This window comes from Aneurinibacillus tyrosinisolvens, assembly GCF_001015055.1.
GTDB lineage: Bacteria > Bacillota > Bacilli > Aneurinibacillales > Aneurinibacillaceae > Aneurinibacillus_A > Aneurinibacillus_A tyrosinisolvens.
The window spans coordinates 1-13,840 of the sequence record NZ_BBWZ01000033.1 but is presented as its reverse complement, the minus strand read 5'-3'; the positions used below and the strand labels follow the sequence as shown (position 1 = coordinate 13,840).

The 13,840-nt window shown below is 45.8% G+C and carries 14 protein-coding genes, 1 pseudogene and 1 other annotated feature; of the genes and pseudogenes, 2 read left to right on the top strand and 13 right to left on the bottom strand.

Translation table 11 applies throughout. The annotated features are described in order from the left end of the window. Window positions 1-61: 61 nt before the first annotated feature. Both MBEAL2_RS21305 and metG read right to left on the bottom strand, forming a co-directional pair. Entirely contained in the window at window positions 62-835 is a 774-nt protein-coding gene (locus MBEAL2_RS21305; protein WP_047154266.1) for a TatD family hydrolase, read from the bottom strand. A gap of 83 nt (window positions 836-918) precedes the next feature. Further along, window positions 919-2,909, bottom strand: a pseudogene (metG, locus tag MBEAL2_RS21300) (methionine--tRNA ligase). Between the two features lie 64 nt (window positions 2,910-2,973). Next, window positions 2,974-3,202 (bottom strand) — a binding site (T-box leader). Window positions 3,203-3,608: 406 nt separating this feature from the next. Between metG and MBEAL2_RS21295 the strand changes: the two are divergent. Then, window positions 3,609-3,860 carry an AbrB/MazE/SpoVT family DNA-binding domain-containing protein gene (locus MBEAL2_RS21295; protein ID WP_047154265.1) on the top strand — a complete coding sequence of 84 codons (252 nt, stop codon included), beginning with the start codon at window positions 3,609-3,611 and terminating at the stop codon, window positions 3,858-3,860. Window positions 3,861-3,951: 91 nt separating this feature from the next. Here MBEAL2_RS21295 and rsmI read toward each other — a convergent pair whose 3' ends face one another. The 11 genes from rsmI to MBEAL2_RS21240 all read right to left on the bottom strand — a co-directional run bounded on the left by rsmI (window position 3,952) and on the right by MBEAL2_RS21240 (window position 12,857). Beyond that, the gene (rsmI, locus tag MBEAL2_RS21290; RefSeq protein ID WP_047154264.1) at window positions 3,952-4,830 is read right to left on the bottom strand and encodes a 16S rRNA (cytidine(1402)-2'-O)-methyltransferase; all 879 of its coding nucleotides are present in this window, start codon (window positions 4,828-4,830) and stop codon (window positions 3,952-3,954) included. A gap of 1 nt (window position 4,831) precedes the next feature. Next, complete coding sequence (locus MBEAL2_RS21285; RefSeq protein WP_236692973.1) at window positions 4,832-5,596, bottom strand: tRNA1(Val) (adenine(37)-N6)-methyltransferase; 765 nt, start codon at window positions 5,594-5,596, stop codon at window positions 4,832-4,834. A 42-nt stretch (window positions 5,597-5,638) separates the two neighbouring features. After that, window positions 5,639-6,025, bottom strand: a complete 387-nt coding sequence (yabA, locus tag MBEAL2_RS21280) for a DNA replication initiation control protein YabA (RefSeq protein WP_047154262.1) — start codon at window positions 6,023-6,025, stop codon at window positions 5,639-5,641. Between the two features lie 24 nt (window positions 6,026-6,049). After that, window positions 6,050-6,859 (bottom strand): PSP1 domain-containing protein, encoded by an 810-nt coding sequence (locus MBEAL2_RS21275; protein WP_047154261.1) that lies wholly within the window; start codon window positions 6,857-6,859, stop codon window positions 6,050-6,052. A 4-nt stretch (window positions 6,860-6,863) separates the two neighbouring features. Next, window positions 6,864-7,856, bottom strand: coding sequence for a DNA polymerase III subunit delta' (holB, locus tag MBEAL2_RS21270; RefSeq protein WP_236692972.1), 993 nt, complete (start codon window positions 7,854-7,856; stop codon window positions 6,864-6,866). 16 nt (window positions 7,857-7,872) lie between these two features. Continuing rightward, the gene (locus MBEAL2_RS21265; RefSeq protein WP_236692971.1) at window positions 7,873-8,313 is read right to left on the bottom strand and encodes a YaaR family protein; all 441 of its coding nucleotides are present in this window, start codon (window positions 8,311-8,313) and stop codon (window positions 7,873-7,875) included. Window positions 8,314-8,424: 111 nt separating this feature from the next. Further along, window positions 8,425-9,081 (bottom strand): potassium channel family protein, encoded by a 657-nt coding sequence (locus MBEAL2_RS21260; RefSeq protein WP_047154260.1) that lies wholly within the window; start codon window positions 9,079-9,081, stop codon window positions 8,425-8,427. Between the two features lie 123 nt (window positions 9,082-9,204). After that, window positions 9,205-9,831, bottom strand: coding sequence for a dTMP kinase (tmk, locus tag MBEAL2_RS21255; protein ID WP_047154259.1), 627 nt, complete (start codon window positions 9,829-9,831; stop codon window positions 9,205-9,207). Between the two features lie 133 nt (window positions 9,832-9,964). Continuing rightward, window positions 9,965-11,434, bottom strand: coding sequence for an aminotransferase class I/II-fold pyridoxal phosphate-dependent enzyme (locus MBEAL2_RS21250; RefSeq protein WP_236692970.1), 1,470 nt, complete (start codon window positions 11,432-11,434; stop codon window positions 9,965-9,967). Between the two features lie 90 nt (window positions 11,435-11,524). Continuing rightward, the gene (locus tag MBEAL2_RS21245; protein WP_047154258.1) at window positions 11,525-11,707 is read right to left on the bottom strand and encodes a sigma factor G inhibitor Gin; all 183 of its coding nucleotides are present in this window, start codon (window positions 11,705-11,707) and stop codon (window positions 11,525-11,527) included. A gap of 43 nt (window positions 11,708-11,750) precedes the next feature. Then, the gene (locus MBEAL2_RS21240; protein ID WP_047154257.1) at window positions 11,751-12,857 is read right to left on the bottom strand and encodes a UDP binding domain-containing protein; all 1,107 of its coding nucleotides are present in this window, start codon (window positions 12,855-12,857) and stop codon (window positions 11,751-11,753) included. Between the two features lie 100 nt (window positions 12,858-12,957). On the opposite strand from MBEAL2_RS21240, the gene MBEAL2_RS21235 reads away from it, so the two are divergent. Then, window positions 12,958-13,518 (top strand): hypothetical protein, encoded by a 561-nt coding sequence (locus MBEAL2_RS21235; RefSeq protein ID WP_047154256.1) that lies wholly within the window; start codon window positions 12,958-12,960, stop codon window positions 13,516-13,518. Window positions 13,519-13,840: the final 322 nt, after the last annotated feature.

Sequence of the window (13,840 nt, the reverse complement as noted above, 5' to 3'; positions counted from 1 at the left end):
GTCCCAAAGAATCCCTCAACCATTGGCATCACTGAGGCGAGACAACATGAAAAAAATACCATTATTCCTGTATTTGGAATAACCTTTTCGCATTTTCTGTCGTGATTTGGGCTAATTTTTCGAACGAAATATTTTTCAACTGGGCGATTTCTTCTGCTACATATCGCACATATGCGCTCTCATTTCGCTTTCCTCTATATGGGTGAGGAGTTAAATAGGGACAGTCTGTTTCGATTAATAAACGCTCCAGCGGAACTCTTTCAGCTACTTCTTTTGGCTTTTTGGCGTTCTTAAACGTTACAGGTCCCCCAAGTGAAATGTGAAAATTTAAATCAATACACTGCTCGGCCATTTCCGGACTGCCGGAAAAACAGTGCATAATGCCGCCCACTTCCTCCGCTTTTTCCTCGCGCAGAATATCCAGAATATCCTGGTGCGCTTCCCGGTCATGGATAATGATAGGCAGCTTTAGTTTTTTTGCCAGCCGGATTTGTCTCCGAAACACCTCCTGCTGTACATCTTTTGGTGACGTATCCCAATAATAATCGAGCCCGATTTCTCCGATAGCGACAACTTTGCGCTCTTCCGTTGCCAGCTTTTCAATCCAGGCCAAATCATCATCGGTCATTGTTATCGCATCCTGGGGATGCCAGCCAATGGCTGTATAAATAAAATCATATGTATGGGCAAGCTCAAGGGAAGACACGATCGTTTCTTTGTTATACCCAATGTTGCATACATATGAAACACCGTTTTCGTGTGCGCGGGCAATTACTTCTTCCCGGTCGTCATTAAACTTCTCATCGTTGAGGTGGGCATGCGTGTCGAAAAGCATAGATTTTTCCTCCTTTTTTGTAGAAAAATTGGCTACCGGCCGATTAATAAACCAGCGGTAGCCTCCTAATAAACCAATCCCTTTTATTTTACAATTGCGCCGTTCGGCATTCCCTCAGGAACCGTGGCGAGCACAAGCTGTTCGCCTTCGGAGGCGGCAAGGATCATGCCCTGCGACATTTCTCCGCGCAGTTTTACAGGCTTAAGGTTCGTTACGCAAATGACTTTTTTTCCAACGAGTTCTTCCGGTGTATAGTGCTTCGCGATGCCGGACACAACCTGGCGTTTCTCATAGCCGAGATCGAGCTGCAGCTTGAGCAGCTTGTCAGCCTTCGGAATTTTCTCCGCTTCAATAACCTGAGCAACCCGGAGTTCTACCTTAAAGAAATCATCAATGCCAATTTCAGGCGCGGTTTCCTTTGCTTCACCTGGGGCAGCTGCAGACGGCTTTTCCTGCTGCTGTTTATTTTCTTCCGCTTTCTTTCGGGCCGCGGCTGTTGTCGCATCAATGGCCGCAATTTCTGTTTCCAGTTCAAGGCGTGGGAATAACGCTTCCGCACGGTTCACTGTAATTCCATGCGGCAGCTTGCCCCATTCTTTTGCAGAATCCCAGCCCGTGATGTCCTCTGCTTCTGTAAGCCCCAATTGATTCCATATCCCTGCGGCGCTTTTGTCATAAATGGCTGCAGACCGATGGAGATAATTCGAATGCTTTCGGCAAGATTATACATAACAGTTCCAAGCCTGTCTTTTTTCTCTTCATCCTTCGCCAAAACCCACGGTGCCGTTTCATCAATATACTTATTCGTGCGGCTCACAAGCTCCCATAGACTTGTTAACGCATTGCTGAACCGCATCTCATCCAGGTGTTCCTCAAGGCCGGCAAACGATGTGCGCGCGCTGTCCTTTAACGCTTCGTCAATCTCTTCTGGAGCGGTAGGCGCCGGGATTTTTCCGCCAAAATACTTCTCGATCATAGCCGTGGCCCGGCTTACAAGGTTGCCGAGGTCATTGGCCAGATCAAAATTCAATCGCTGGATGAAAGCCTCCGGTGTAAAGATTCCATCCTGGCCGAAAGCAATCTCACGGAGCAGGAAATAACGAATAGAATCGGAGCCGTAACGTTCTATGAGGAACTTCGGATCAATGACATTCCCTTTCGATTTCGACATTTTTCCATCTGGCATAAGCAGCCAGCCGTGACCAAATACTTTTTTTGGAAGAGGCAGTTCAAGGGCCATCAGAATAATCGGCCAATAAATCGTATGGAAACGAAGAATGTCTTTTCCAATCATGTGTACATCAGCCGGCCAGTAACGCTTAAATTTCGAATCGTCCTCCTGCAAATAGCCGAGTGCGGTAATATAATTGGCGAGCGCATCGATCCATACGTAAATGACATGCTCCGGATCGTTAGGCAGCTTAATCCCCCAATCAAATGTCGTACGGGACACACTGAGATCTTCGAGGCCCGGTTTTAAGAAATTATTTACCATCTCATTGCGGCGGGACTCCGGCTGGATAAAACCAGGGTTTTCTTCAATGTGCTTTAGGAGGCGGTCCTGATATTTAGACATGCGGAAAAAGTAACTTTTTTCCTTCAGAAGCGCTACATCACGCCCGCAATCCGCGCAAACATATTTGTCATCTTTTTTCGCCTGGTGCTCGGTCCAGAACGCTTCGCAAGGTACACAGTAGTAGCCTTCATACTCACCAAGGTAAATATCCCCTTTATCAACGAGCTTCTGGAAAATTTTCTGTACCGCTTCTTTGTGGCGCGGTTCGGTTGTGCGGATGAAGTCATCATAGGAAATGTCAAGGCGGGCCCATAAATCTTTAATCCAATCAACAACCGGATCAATGAATTCAAGCGGCTTCTTGCCCTCTTCCTGGGCGCGGCGCTCCAGCTTCTGGCCGTGTTCATCCGTACCCGTTAAATAATACACATCATACCCGCGCAGCCTCTTATACCTTGCCAGTGCGTCACAGGCAATCGTCGTGTATGCATTTCCGATATGAAGCTTATTGCTTGGGTAATAAATAGGGGTTGTAATATAATACGTAGGCCGATTCATCTGTATCATCCTCTCTTTTCTAAGTACTAGGAACCTTTTTCCAACAAAAAAAGCCCCTATCCCATAATGGGACGAGAAGCTCTCGTGGTACCACCCAACTTCCCTGATTTCTATTCCGCTTGAATACAATCAGGCTCAATCCCATAACGCGGGCGACGTCACTTCCTTACAAACTTACGCTCAGAAATGAAACTCCGGGGCCATTTTCATCTGCTCTCTTCCACCGGCTCCCACCATTCTCCGGTTCTCTGGGCGAAGATACGACAGACTACTCTTCCCATCATTGTTTTTTCATCCTATCAATCTCTATTTGTTCCCGTTCTCTTTTTATTCTATACAGAAGTTCCTCCTATTCGTCAAGTGTTGTCTTCCATATGTAAAAGATTACGATTTTAATTTGGTACCTTCGAACTGGTAATTTTCGCTCAGATTATTTACTTTTTATCCCTTTTTGTTGAAAAAAAAGGGTGCTGTTTTAATTGTTAACAATCTTGTTTGTTTTCGTTAACAATTGATTTATCAACGTTATCCCCGTATTGGATGGTGCAGAATTTGCATCTTGAAAAAGCATTAACTGGCAGTAAATGGTTGACCTTAACTGGAAATTTTGATACCATAGCTTTATTGTCGATTTGTCGAATTTTGACGATAAAATATAGAAATATACATTTATACCATAGCGAGAGGAGAAACAAAAATATGAAATCAACAGGAATCGTGAGAAAAGTCGATGAGCTCGGCCGAGTCGTTATTCCAATTGAATTGCGCCGCACCCTCGGAATTGGCGAAAAAGACGCACTTGAAATATATGTAGACGGCGAACGCATTATGCTCAAAAAATACGAGCCTGCTTGTATTTTCTGCGGCAGCAGCGAAAACACGGTTACATATAAAGAAAAAATTATTTGTGACGAGTGCCTGTCTGAAATGCCTGTTCCACAGAAGTCATAAGCATTTAATTTATATAGATTCCATGAGAAGGCGGGCATGCAGAAGAATAGTCATTCTGTGCCCGCCTGTTTTATTTTGTTCGGGGTTATTTTCATTCATTTTTGTGGTACTCGTTGTAAATCTCGCGCTTAGGGAGGCCCCGGTCTTCTGCTGCTTGCTTTAATGCTTCTTTCTTATTCCAGCCCTTTTCAATATATCTGTCAACGTGGGAGGCAACATCCAGCTCACTCCACCAGTTATCCTGATTGTCTTCCGCCCCGCCCGTATATCCTGCCACAATGACTGTAAACTCTCCGCGAATTTCCTCGTGCTCTTCCAGAAAATGAAGGACCTCTTCCATTGTGCCCCGGGTAAATTCCTCATAGCGTTTCGTCAGTTCTCTTCCGAGCACGATTTGCCTGTCACCGAGCACTTCTTCCATTTCTTTTACCGTCTTTGTGATACGATGCGGAGATTCATAAAAAATAAGTGTTTCAGGATAGTAACGAAGCCTTTCCAGCTCGGTACGCCTCTCTTTTTTATCCCTTGGGAGAAACCCGCGAAAGACAAACCGGTCCGTGGAAATACCGGAAACAATAAGAGCGGATAGGCCCGCATTGGGGCCCGGAATAGGAATGACGGGGATTTCCTCTGCAACGGCATCTCGCACGAGCTCCTGGCCTGGATCCGAAATCGCCGGAAGACCGGCATCACTGACCAGTGCGAATGATTTTCCTTCCTTTAACATGCGAATAATCTCCGGCCCACTTGCTGTTTTGTTATGTTCATGATAGCTAATGAGCCGCGTCTCAATTTCAAAATGAGTGAGCAGCTTCCGCGTTTGTCTCGTATCCTCGGCAGCAATCATGTCCACTTCGCGCAGTGTCCGTATCGCCCGTACCGTCATATCTTCGAGATTTCCGATCGGAGTCGCAACCAGGTAGAGTTTTCCTTCTTCATGTCCCTTCTCAAAGCTTTTTTGCACGAACATCTTAGCCCTCCGCTTTCTCACCGTAATAGATAGAATAAATTTCGTCACAGTATTGCCCGTTATCCTGGTAAACAACCAGCGGGGGGAGTACCTTTACATCCGGTTTCCCATCCCGTATCCCTTCAATTAGCACCATGTTGGCCTCTGCCTCCTGTCTCGGGTGTACAAGGCGCAGCCTTTTTGGCTCAATGCGGTACTTTCTCATAAGCGCGATGATATCCGCTAGCCGTCCGGCCCGATGAACGTACGCTACTTTGCCTCCCGAACGAACGAGCTGGCTGCTGGTCCGGATCATCTCCTCCAGTGTAAGCAGAATCTCGTGGCGGGCGATAGCCACATGGCTGCTTTTATTCTTTTCTCCCCCCACCACTGGCATATAAGGAGGGTTACATGTCAGCACATCATACCGGCCGTTCCCGAGAAAAGACAGAGCGTCTTTTACATCCCCGTGATACACTGTAATTTGTTGTTCCAATTCATTTAATACGACATTTCTTCTTGCCATATCATATAAACGTTCCTGAATTTCCACGCTGTCAATCAAACATGGGGTGCGGCTGCTTAACAGAAGAGGAATGACACCATTTCCGGTACATAAATCTACAATCCGCCCCTTTTTCTGCGGTACGGAAACAAACCGGGCAAGCAATACAGCATCAAGCGAAAAGCAAAATACTTCTTCGCTTTGGATAATTTTCATATTTTTTGTGAGCAAATCATCCAACCGTTCTTCCGGGTAAAGAGATACGTTGTTCACCTTTTGGATTCCTTTCGCAAAAAGCGACCCGTATACAAACGGGTCGCTTCTTTATCCTTGTTTATTAAGGAAAGAGAGGCAGAAGAGGCAATCTCCTTCTGTACGCAGGCTTCCATAATGCAGATTGCAAATATGAAACCCCTCCTGGTACAACCGGGCAAGGTTATCGTACCCCTCTCCCACCGGCTGCTTCTTCTTCTCTTTCTCTTTCTTATCTTTCTTGCTTCTCGGTTCTTCTCGCTGACGTTTTTCCTGTTTCTCGATTTCCCGTTCTCTCTGCTGCAACCGTTCCCTAAGGTGTTGATTCTCGATTAGAAGGTTTTTATTTTCCTCAAGGAGTTCAACGAGCGCGCCTTTTAATTGGCCGATTTCCTGATACAAACTCCCAGTCTTTTCTTCCATCGAAGCAACTTGCTGAAAAATATTTTGTTTATTCACAAGGCTCCACCTCAGTATTCTCTACTACACCTTTTCAGCTATGCTAATTTCTTCAAGCGGAAACTCAATCACACGTTCCGCTTCATACAAATTCACCTGTATTTTTCGCTCAAGAATGTTTACACCGACCACGCGGCCATGGCCCATAACGGTAGCCACTTCTTTTCCGATATCCGGGAGCTCATCACGCCCGCTCTCATAGTTATCATTCTCATATTTCAAGCAGCACATAAGCCTTCCGCACAGTCCGGAAATTTTTGCCGGATTTAACGATAGATTTTGGTCCTTCGCCATCTTAATGGATACCGGCTCAAAATCACCAAGGAAAGTGGAACAGCAGAGAATGCGCCCGCAAGGGCCGATGCCGCCGAGCATTTTCGCTTCATCACGCACACCAATCTGGCGCAGCTCAATACGCGTGCGGAAAATAGCCGCCAGGTCCTTAACAAGCTCACGAAAGTCCACCCGGCCCTCTGCGGTGAAATAAAAAATAATTTTATTTTTATCGAATGTGTATTCCACATCGACAAGCTTCATATCAAGTGTATGGGCAACAATTTTGTCCTGGCAAATCGCAAAGGCTTCGCTTGCGATTTTCTTGTTGTCCTCTACCTGCAGACGGTCTTTCTCATCTGCAATCCGCAACACCTTTTTCAGCGGCAGCACAACGTCTGTATCGGCCACCTGCTTGCGGCCGATTACAACCTGTCCATATTCCACGCCCCGAGCCGTTTCTACAATCACATAATCATGATTGTTTACTGCAAACTCACCCGGATCAAAATAATATATTTTTCCCGCTTTTTTAAAGCGGACACCTACAACATCAAACAAAATGTTATCCCTCCTGCAGACGAAGTACCATATCTTCCAAGGATAACTGAAGGTTGGCATAGTGCGCTAACCTGTTTTTCGTTACCAGGATTGTCCCCATTCCGTTAACAAGCTTACGCTGACTCATGCGCATTGCCTGTTTCTGAATGGTCTCCATCTGATCATTATTCGTTATCTGGGATTCCCGTCCCAGTAAAAAAAGCAGTAAGTCACGGAACCAAAGCAATAGGAGGTCAAGAAACAGGTCGATTTTGTCAGATGCTTTCTCGTGTTTGAGAAGTTTATCATGAATGGTAATCAGGGCATACGTGCCCCTCTCCATTATATCCTCACTCAATTGTATCATTAGATTTCTCAACTGCGCAAACCATTCTGCTTGACAAAGTTCGCGAGCTTCATCCAGACCGCTCGAGATTCTTGCGGCTGTCCGGGCCAGACCCGGCTTTATTCCTTCTTCTATTAGCTGTGCCGCCACGGTTTCTTCCATGGGAGCTGCGAGCGTGATAATCTGGCAGCGGGAAAGAATGGTAGGCAGGATGCTGTTTATTTGCTCTGTTAGAAGGACAGCAACAACCCCCTGCGGAGGTTCTTCAAGAAATTTGAGAAGGCGGTTGGCCGCCTCCCCTGTCATTTTATCGGCCTCTTCCATAACATACACTTTATGATTGGATTCCACGGCCCGATAAGAGAATTCTTTCTGCAAATCTTCTATTTGCTTAATCTTTATTCTTGCTCCTTCGGGTGCGATCCAGTGAACATCCGGATGGTTTCCATTCGTGATTCTGCGGCAATTGTCGCATACCTCGCAACTGTCTCCGTCTCTCTTAACACAAAATATCGCCTTCGCCAGCTGCAGGGCCATTTTTCGCTTACCGGCCCCTCTGGCTCCGTTAAACAAATAAGCATGGGCCATTCGACTGTTGCGCAAACTGCGGTGCAAAAATTCTGCCGCCTGTTTTTGTTCGAAGCAATCCTGCCACATCGTTTTATCCCACACTTCTTTCTCTCAATAATTACATGTACATATTAACAAGCAAACCTTTAATTTCCCCAATTGTATCAAGGATATTAATCGCTTTCTGCTCCTTATCGATGACCGCGTTCGTAACATCCGTGAGTTTCTTATCTACCTCAGTAATAATTTTGTATACCTTGCTGCGCCCGCGGCGGCTGAATCCGTGGCGCTCTTCCATGGCTACCCCGTTTTTGACGGCTTCTTCCATGAAATTTTTTACGAGTGATTTATATTCCTTTAAATCTTTAATCGTGCGGGAGCGGGCAAGGCGCTCTCCCTGCATATCGATTTTCTCAATCAATTTATTAAAATTATCGACATCAAGCTGCCGGCTTCTGCTGTGCATGACTTCATCAAAGTCAACATACTGGGGGAGAACCTTTTGCTTCGGTTCAATGCCCGGCGTTTTATCAATCGGCATATTTTCTCCGATACGCACCGAAATCACCCTCTTCTAAATAATGCTTTTCAATTAGCAAATTTGTATTCTATCAATTATACAATACAAAAAAATAAACCTCTAGGAGTTAATTTCCTAGAGGGATTTCCATTATATCTCTTCTTCAAACCGCTTCAAATCCGTGTTATGGCCGATAACAACAAAAATATCCCCTTCCTGCACCGTATCTTCCGGATTGGGCGCAATATTAAAATCGTTTCCGCTCTTGATCGCCATAACGTTTACCCCGTAACGAGCCCGGATATCCAGTTCAATCAGGTTTTTCCCCTGCATTTTTTCTGAGGCAGCTACTTCTGCAATACTATAATCTTCTGCAAGCTCAACAAAGTCCAGAACGTTCTGGGAAACGAGGTTGTGGGCGACCCGCAGCCCCATGTCCCGCTCAGGAAAGACCACTTTATCAGCACCTACCTTGTACAGCACCTGGCCATGCCGCTGGTTTTGTGCTTTTGCAACGATACGTTTTACCCCCAGTTCTTTTAAAATAAGCGTCGTTAGAATGCTTGCCTGAATATCAACACCAATGGCTACAACGACTACATCAAAATTGCGGATTCCGATTTCCCTCAATGCATCTTCGTCCGTTGTATCGGCCTGAACAGCATAGGTAGAGATGGATGAGTTCTCCTGCACTCTCTCTTCATTTTCATCAATTGCCATCACTTCATAGCCCATCGTGTGCAGGTGTTCCGTCACACTTGAACCAAAACGGCCGAGTCCAATCACCGCAAATGAGTTATTTTCCATAGTTTTTGTATGCTCCTTGTAAGTTTCTCTTTATACGATCACTATTTCCACAAACGCGGCTTTGTATATCACTATGGACAATCAATCCTCCGTTACAGTGCCAAGAACAGCTGCCTGTTCTGTCTACAACACTCGTTGTTCCAAAATAGTTTTTACTTCTTCAAATACATGCTCAAGAGAACGACTCGCGTCCACCTTAACGATTCTTTCAGGGAACATCTTGAGCAACTGAAAGTATCCTTTTCGAACATTGTGGTGAAAGTTCAATTCCTCCAGATCCAGCCGGTTTATCTCCCTTTCTTTCGCAGCGTTAATTCTTGCCAGTCCGGCCTCAGGTTCGATATCAAGATAGATGGTTAGATCAGGCATACAGTTCTCAATCGCAAATTGATTGATGGAAAATACCTCTTCTATCCCCAGCCCTCTTGCATATCCCTGGTATGCTAAACTGCTGTCAACAAACCGGTCGCACAACACGACTTTGCCGCTTTCCAGAGCCGGAAGTACTCTCTCAACCAGATGCTGCCTGCGGGCGGCCGCGTAGAGCAGCGCCTCGGTTCGGCCGTCCATCTCCGTATTCTTCCTATCTAGAATAACAGAGCGGATTTGTTCCGCGATTGAAATTCCGCCCGGCTCCCTCGTTTCAATAAAATTGACGGACTCTTTCTCAAAGTATTCCACAATATATTTAATCAGTGAAGATTTACCAGCTCCATCTCCACCCTCTAATGTAATAAAACAACCTCTCAACGAACAGTCCTCCCTTATGGCTTATGCTGTTAATCATAGTCAAAAAAAGGCTTCCTGACCAGTGCAAGGGGACTATGCCTATTTCATAATAATTCCTCGCAAATTTTAGCTTATGTATAAACAAAGAATGCTGCTACTCAATCTCTGCAAGCACCTGTATATCGTTTACTCGTTCATCCGATGCTCCCTGAAAAAAACCACCCGCCAGCTTTATCGCTTCAATAGCAAGAAGATGCTCAGGTGTTATCCTCTCACCCGGTATGAGCAGTGGGATACCCGGCGGGTATGGGATAACCATCTCTCCACTGTATTCTCCTACGCTTTCAGCCACAGCTATGGTTTTTTTGGGGCGGTAAAAAGCTTCCTGCAGCGAAATATTCGGCTGGAATAGCGTACCCGGCTGGGAAAACATCGGTGTATAGGAAGGCTGGGATAAATCGGCTGGCAGGGTGGAGTGCTGTAGTTTTTGGTCAAGTGTATAGAGAGCCTTGCTTAAATGGTTTAATTCTTCTTCTGATGTATTCGTTGAAAAAGCGAGCACCATGTTTCGCGTATCCGCCATTTCAGCAACACAGCCTAATTCCCCAAACCAATCAAGCAGCTGATAGCCGGTAACCGCCGGGTGCTTGATTGTAACAACCCATTTTAATGGATCCTGGCTGTATACGGATGAATTTTTCTCATAAATAGAGAGAGTGCATAGTTTGCTTCGAATCTCTTTCTTTATTTTCTTCAGCCGCTCCACCGTCTGTCTTAATAGCACCTTTCCTTCAGTGGCAAGATGACGCCGCGCTAAATCAAGCGACGCCATTAGCGGGTAGGAAGGGCTGCTTGATTGAACCATAGAAAGCGCGGAAGCAAGCCGTCTGCGGTCCACAATGTTTCCCTGTACGTGCAGCATAGAAGCCATCGTCATCGCTGTCAGCATTTTATGCGTGGATTGAATGACAAGATCGGCGCCCGAGGAGAGGGCAGAGGCAGGCACAATATCAATTTGTCCAAAGTGGGCGCCATGCGCCTCATCGACAATAAGCGGGATGCCCACACGATGGCATTCGGCTGCGATTGCGCGAATATCTTCACCCATTCCATAGTAATTCGGGTTCGTAATCCAAACCGATTTCGCTGTGGGGAACCGGCGCAGGGCTTCATATATATGTGTGCGGCTTATGCCAGCCGCAGCGCCTGTCTCTTCGTCAATGTTAGGAGAGATAAAGACAGGCCGGGCTCCGGCCAGCAGCAATCCGTTTATGAGCGACTTATGGGCATTGCGCTGGACAATAATCGTATCTCCCGGGCTGCATACGGTAAGAGCAGCCGCCAGGTTCCCTGCTGTTGAACCGCCGACGAGAAAAAAGGTTTGCTCTGCTCCGAAAACTTCCGCCGCCAGCTGCTGTGCTTCTGCGATCGCCCCCAGCGGATGGTGCAAATCATCCAAGCCTTCCACTTCGGTCCCGTCAATAGCAAGAAGCGGCTTGAAATAGGAATTCCCTTCCCTATCAAATACCCGGCCGTCCTTATGGCCCGGAACATGAAAGGATGTGTTTTTCTTTTTTTCATATGTAAGAAGCGCTTCATAGAGCGGCGCCTGATTTTGGTTCACTGAATGGTATCCCCTCTCGATAATGATGATAGCTTTATTCTCCCACAAATAGAGGGCAAAAAGAAAACCCTTCTTTTTTAACAAGAAGGGTCAGGCGTTTTGCTTTAGCCAGATTTTCCGCATTTGATTAATAAAGAATAAATATCTATCGTCTCTCGCATCCGTGGTGACCATTTCCTGCTCACAGTTTCGGCAGACAAAACAATCAAAAATAGAGATGCCGTCCGTTCCTTCTTTCCCGCATACAATACAACTGTGGTTGTCCCGCTCCATTTGATTATCACCCTTACCTTTTTACTTACAATGATTCCCTATTCTATGTGTTTTTATTCAATTTTGTTACGTTTTTCGAAGTTCTTCCGGGCGATATGTACTGGCAGCCTGCGATTTCAAGTTCATTAGGCTCGTATGAGTTACACAAATCGATAATGAGAGGGTGCTTCATTCTTTCCTTTTGCAGCTGCCATTCTTTCACTTTTATGCTAGAAAAAGCGGGGGAATTGGAAAGGATGAGAACCGCATCGGCATTATTTACCGCTTCCCATTTGTTATCATAAAGCACAGATTGTGAGGTTTTCGGATTTTGCTTATGAGGATAATATTGTTGAAAACGGCAGCCCCATTGCTGCAATTGTCCTACCATTTCCTTTTCAGTTTCATTCTCCATATCATTCCAAATGCAAAGAGTCGGCACGGTTCCTTCCCTCCTTGCAGGCACAACATAGTTTATTACCTGGTCGCCAACCCAGCTCGCAGGCCGTATTTTCTTATAGCCGCTATCCTGTCCGATTTTCGGGTGCAGTCCGATTCCCCTATGTATAGTAACGGCGTCACACCCACTGGCTTCACAGTAAACCATCAGTTTATCATAATAATGTTTTTTTTCTGCTTTATAGAGCGCGGCAAAGTGGATGAGAACCTCCGCCTCATACCTTGTCATAAACAAAATGGGAGGCGAGAAATGAGAGACAACACGACGGAAGCTGCGGACAGCCGGCCGCTCTTCTTCCGGGATGCCAAAAACCAGGCCCGCAGGAGGCTCGCTATCCTTTGGTTCAACGGGCAGTAGAAAGGCGGGAAAATTGATGACAGTCATTGGCATCTTTTTTTCTTGAAAGAGGTTCGAAAGCTGGTCTGCCGTACCCGGGGGGAATGGAGTGGATATAAGAAAAACGGATGGCATTGTTGTACATTTGGAGACAGACAGAATCCATTGCTCGATTTCTTCCCAGAATTGTGCGGCATGTTTATGTGCTGCATAAACAATATAATTGACTGCGGGCATTTTTTGATCCAGGACGGTTAATATTTTTTCGCTGCTCTCATTATGTACCACTTCTTGTCCGTGCGCAAAAAGAAAGGCCGCCAGTTTTTGCGCCGTAGCATTTTGGCCGATAATTCCCCACCTGTTTGTGTTTTTCAACTTTTTCACCTCGCGTGCTACAAATGCATACCTGCCTGCTTTGGTTTATGGCATAATGTCTCTATAGAGAAAAATTGGGTAGAGAAAGGTTCGATTCATCGTGGCAGAAAAGAAAACAAAAAAAGGACAGGCTAACAAAGACGCAACGATATATAGCTATACGCTCCATTACCGGTACCGGTGGGGACTTCCGATGATTTTACTTCAACTCCTCATGCTAGTTGGACTGTTTGTTGTAGCCAAGCAATATTTTTATGCAACAAGTGCAACGATTTTAAATTCGCTTGGCCATCTGGTCATTCTTTGGGTATTACAAGGAGTTTCCTTCTTCTTATACTGTTATACCTCATCGCTTCCCTTTCGCTGGCATATAGATGCCCTTTTATCCCCATGGGGAGGATGGCGGACGAAAAACCATCTTTCTATTTCTGATTACCAGCAAATGGAGTGGCTGTTTTTCTGCTTCGGAATTGGTGCGGGATTGTTGGCAGCCGCGTGGTGGCAGCCAGTCTATGGTTTTTTACTGCTCAGTTTTCATCTTACTCTTAGCATTCCTCGAATCGTTACAATTTTTCGCGTACAAAAATGGAAACAGGCAAGAAACCACTATATTATTAAACACGAACGTCAGGGAGTTGGACTGTATTCTACCTCTGGATGAGGGGCGAAAAAAGGGAGTTCAGTCTACTTGCCTTTCCCCTCCGCGAAGAAGGGGTAACTGTCCGCTCCATCTCCCTGCGAGCAGAGCCCGCAAAACATCTGGGTAGCTAGGTGATGGAGACAATTGCGGTCTTTTTTGTTTAACGAACCTTACGGTTCTTTTACTTTGCTAATACAAAAAGGCCCCTACCCACGCCGGATAGAGGCCTTTTCCATTACACCTTCAAAACTGAATCAGAAGACACTAACAGGATGTTAGCGGTTCTGCGTTAGGCACAGGACGTGCCTGCCTTTAGCAGAACAACAATGGCAATGGTTTTATT

Coding starts and splice junctions, on each gene's coding strand:
- MBEAL2_RS21260 (WP_047154260.1), bottom strand. CDS start 9,081: ATGGAAAATAACTCATTTGCGGTGATTGGACTCGGCCGTTTTGGTTCA.
- MBEAL2_RS21245 (WP_047154258.1), bottom strand. CDS start 11,707: ATGGAGCGGGACAACCACAGTTGTATTGTATGCGGGAAAGAAGGAACG.
- MBEAL2_RS21305 (WP_047154266.1), bottom strand. CDS start 835: ATGCTTTTCGACACGCATGCCCACCTCAACGATGAGAAGTTTAATGAC.
- MBEAL2_RS21295 (WP_047154265.1), top strand. CDS start 3,609: ATGAAATCAACAGGAATCGTGAGAAAAGTCGATGAGCTCGGCCGAGTC.
- rsmI (WP_047154264.1), bottom strand. CDS start 4,830: ATGTTCGTGCAAAAAAGCTTTGAGAAGGGACATGAAGAAGGAAAACTC.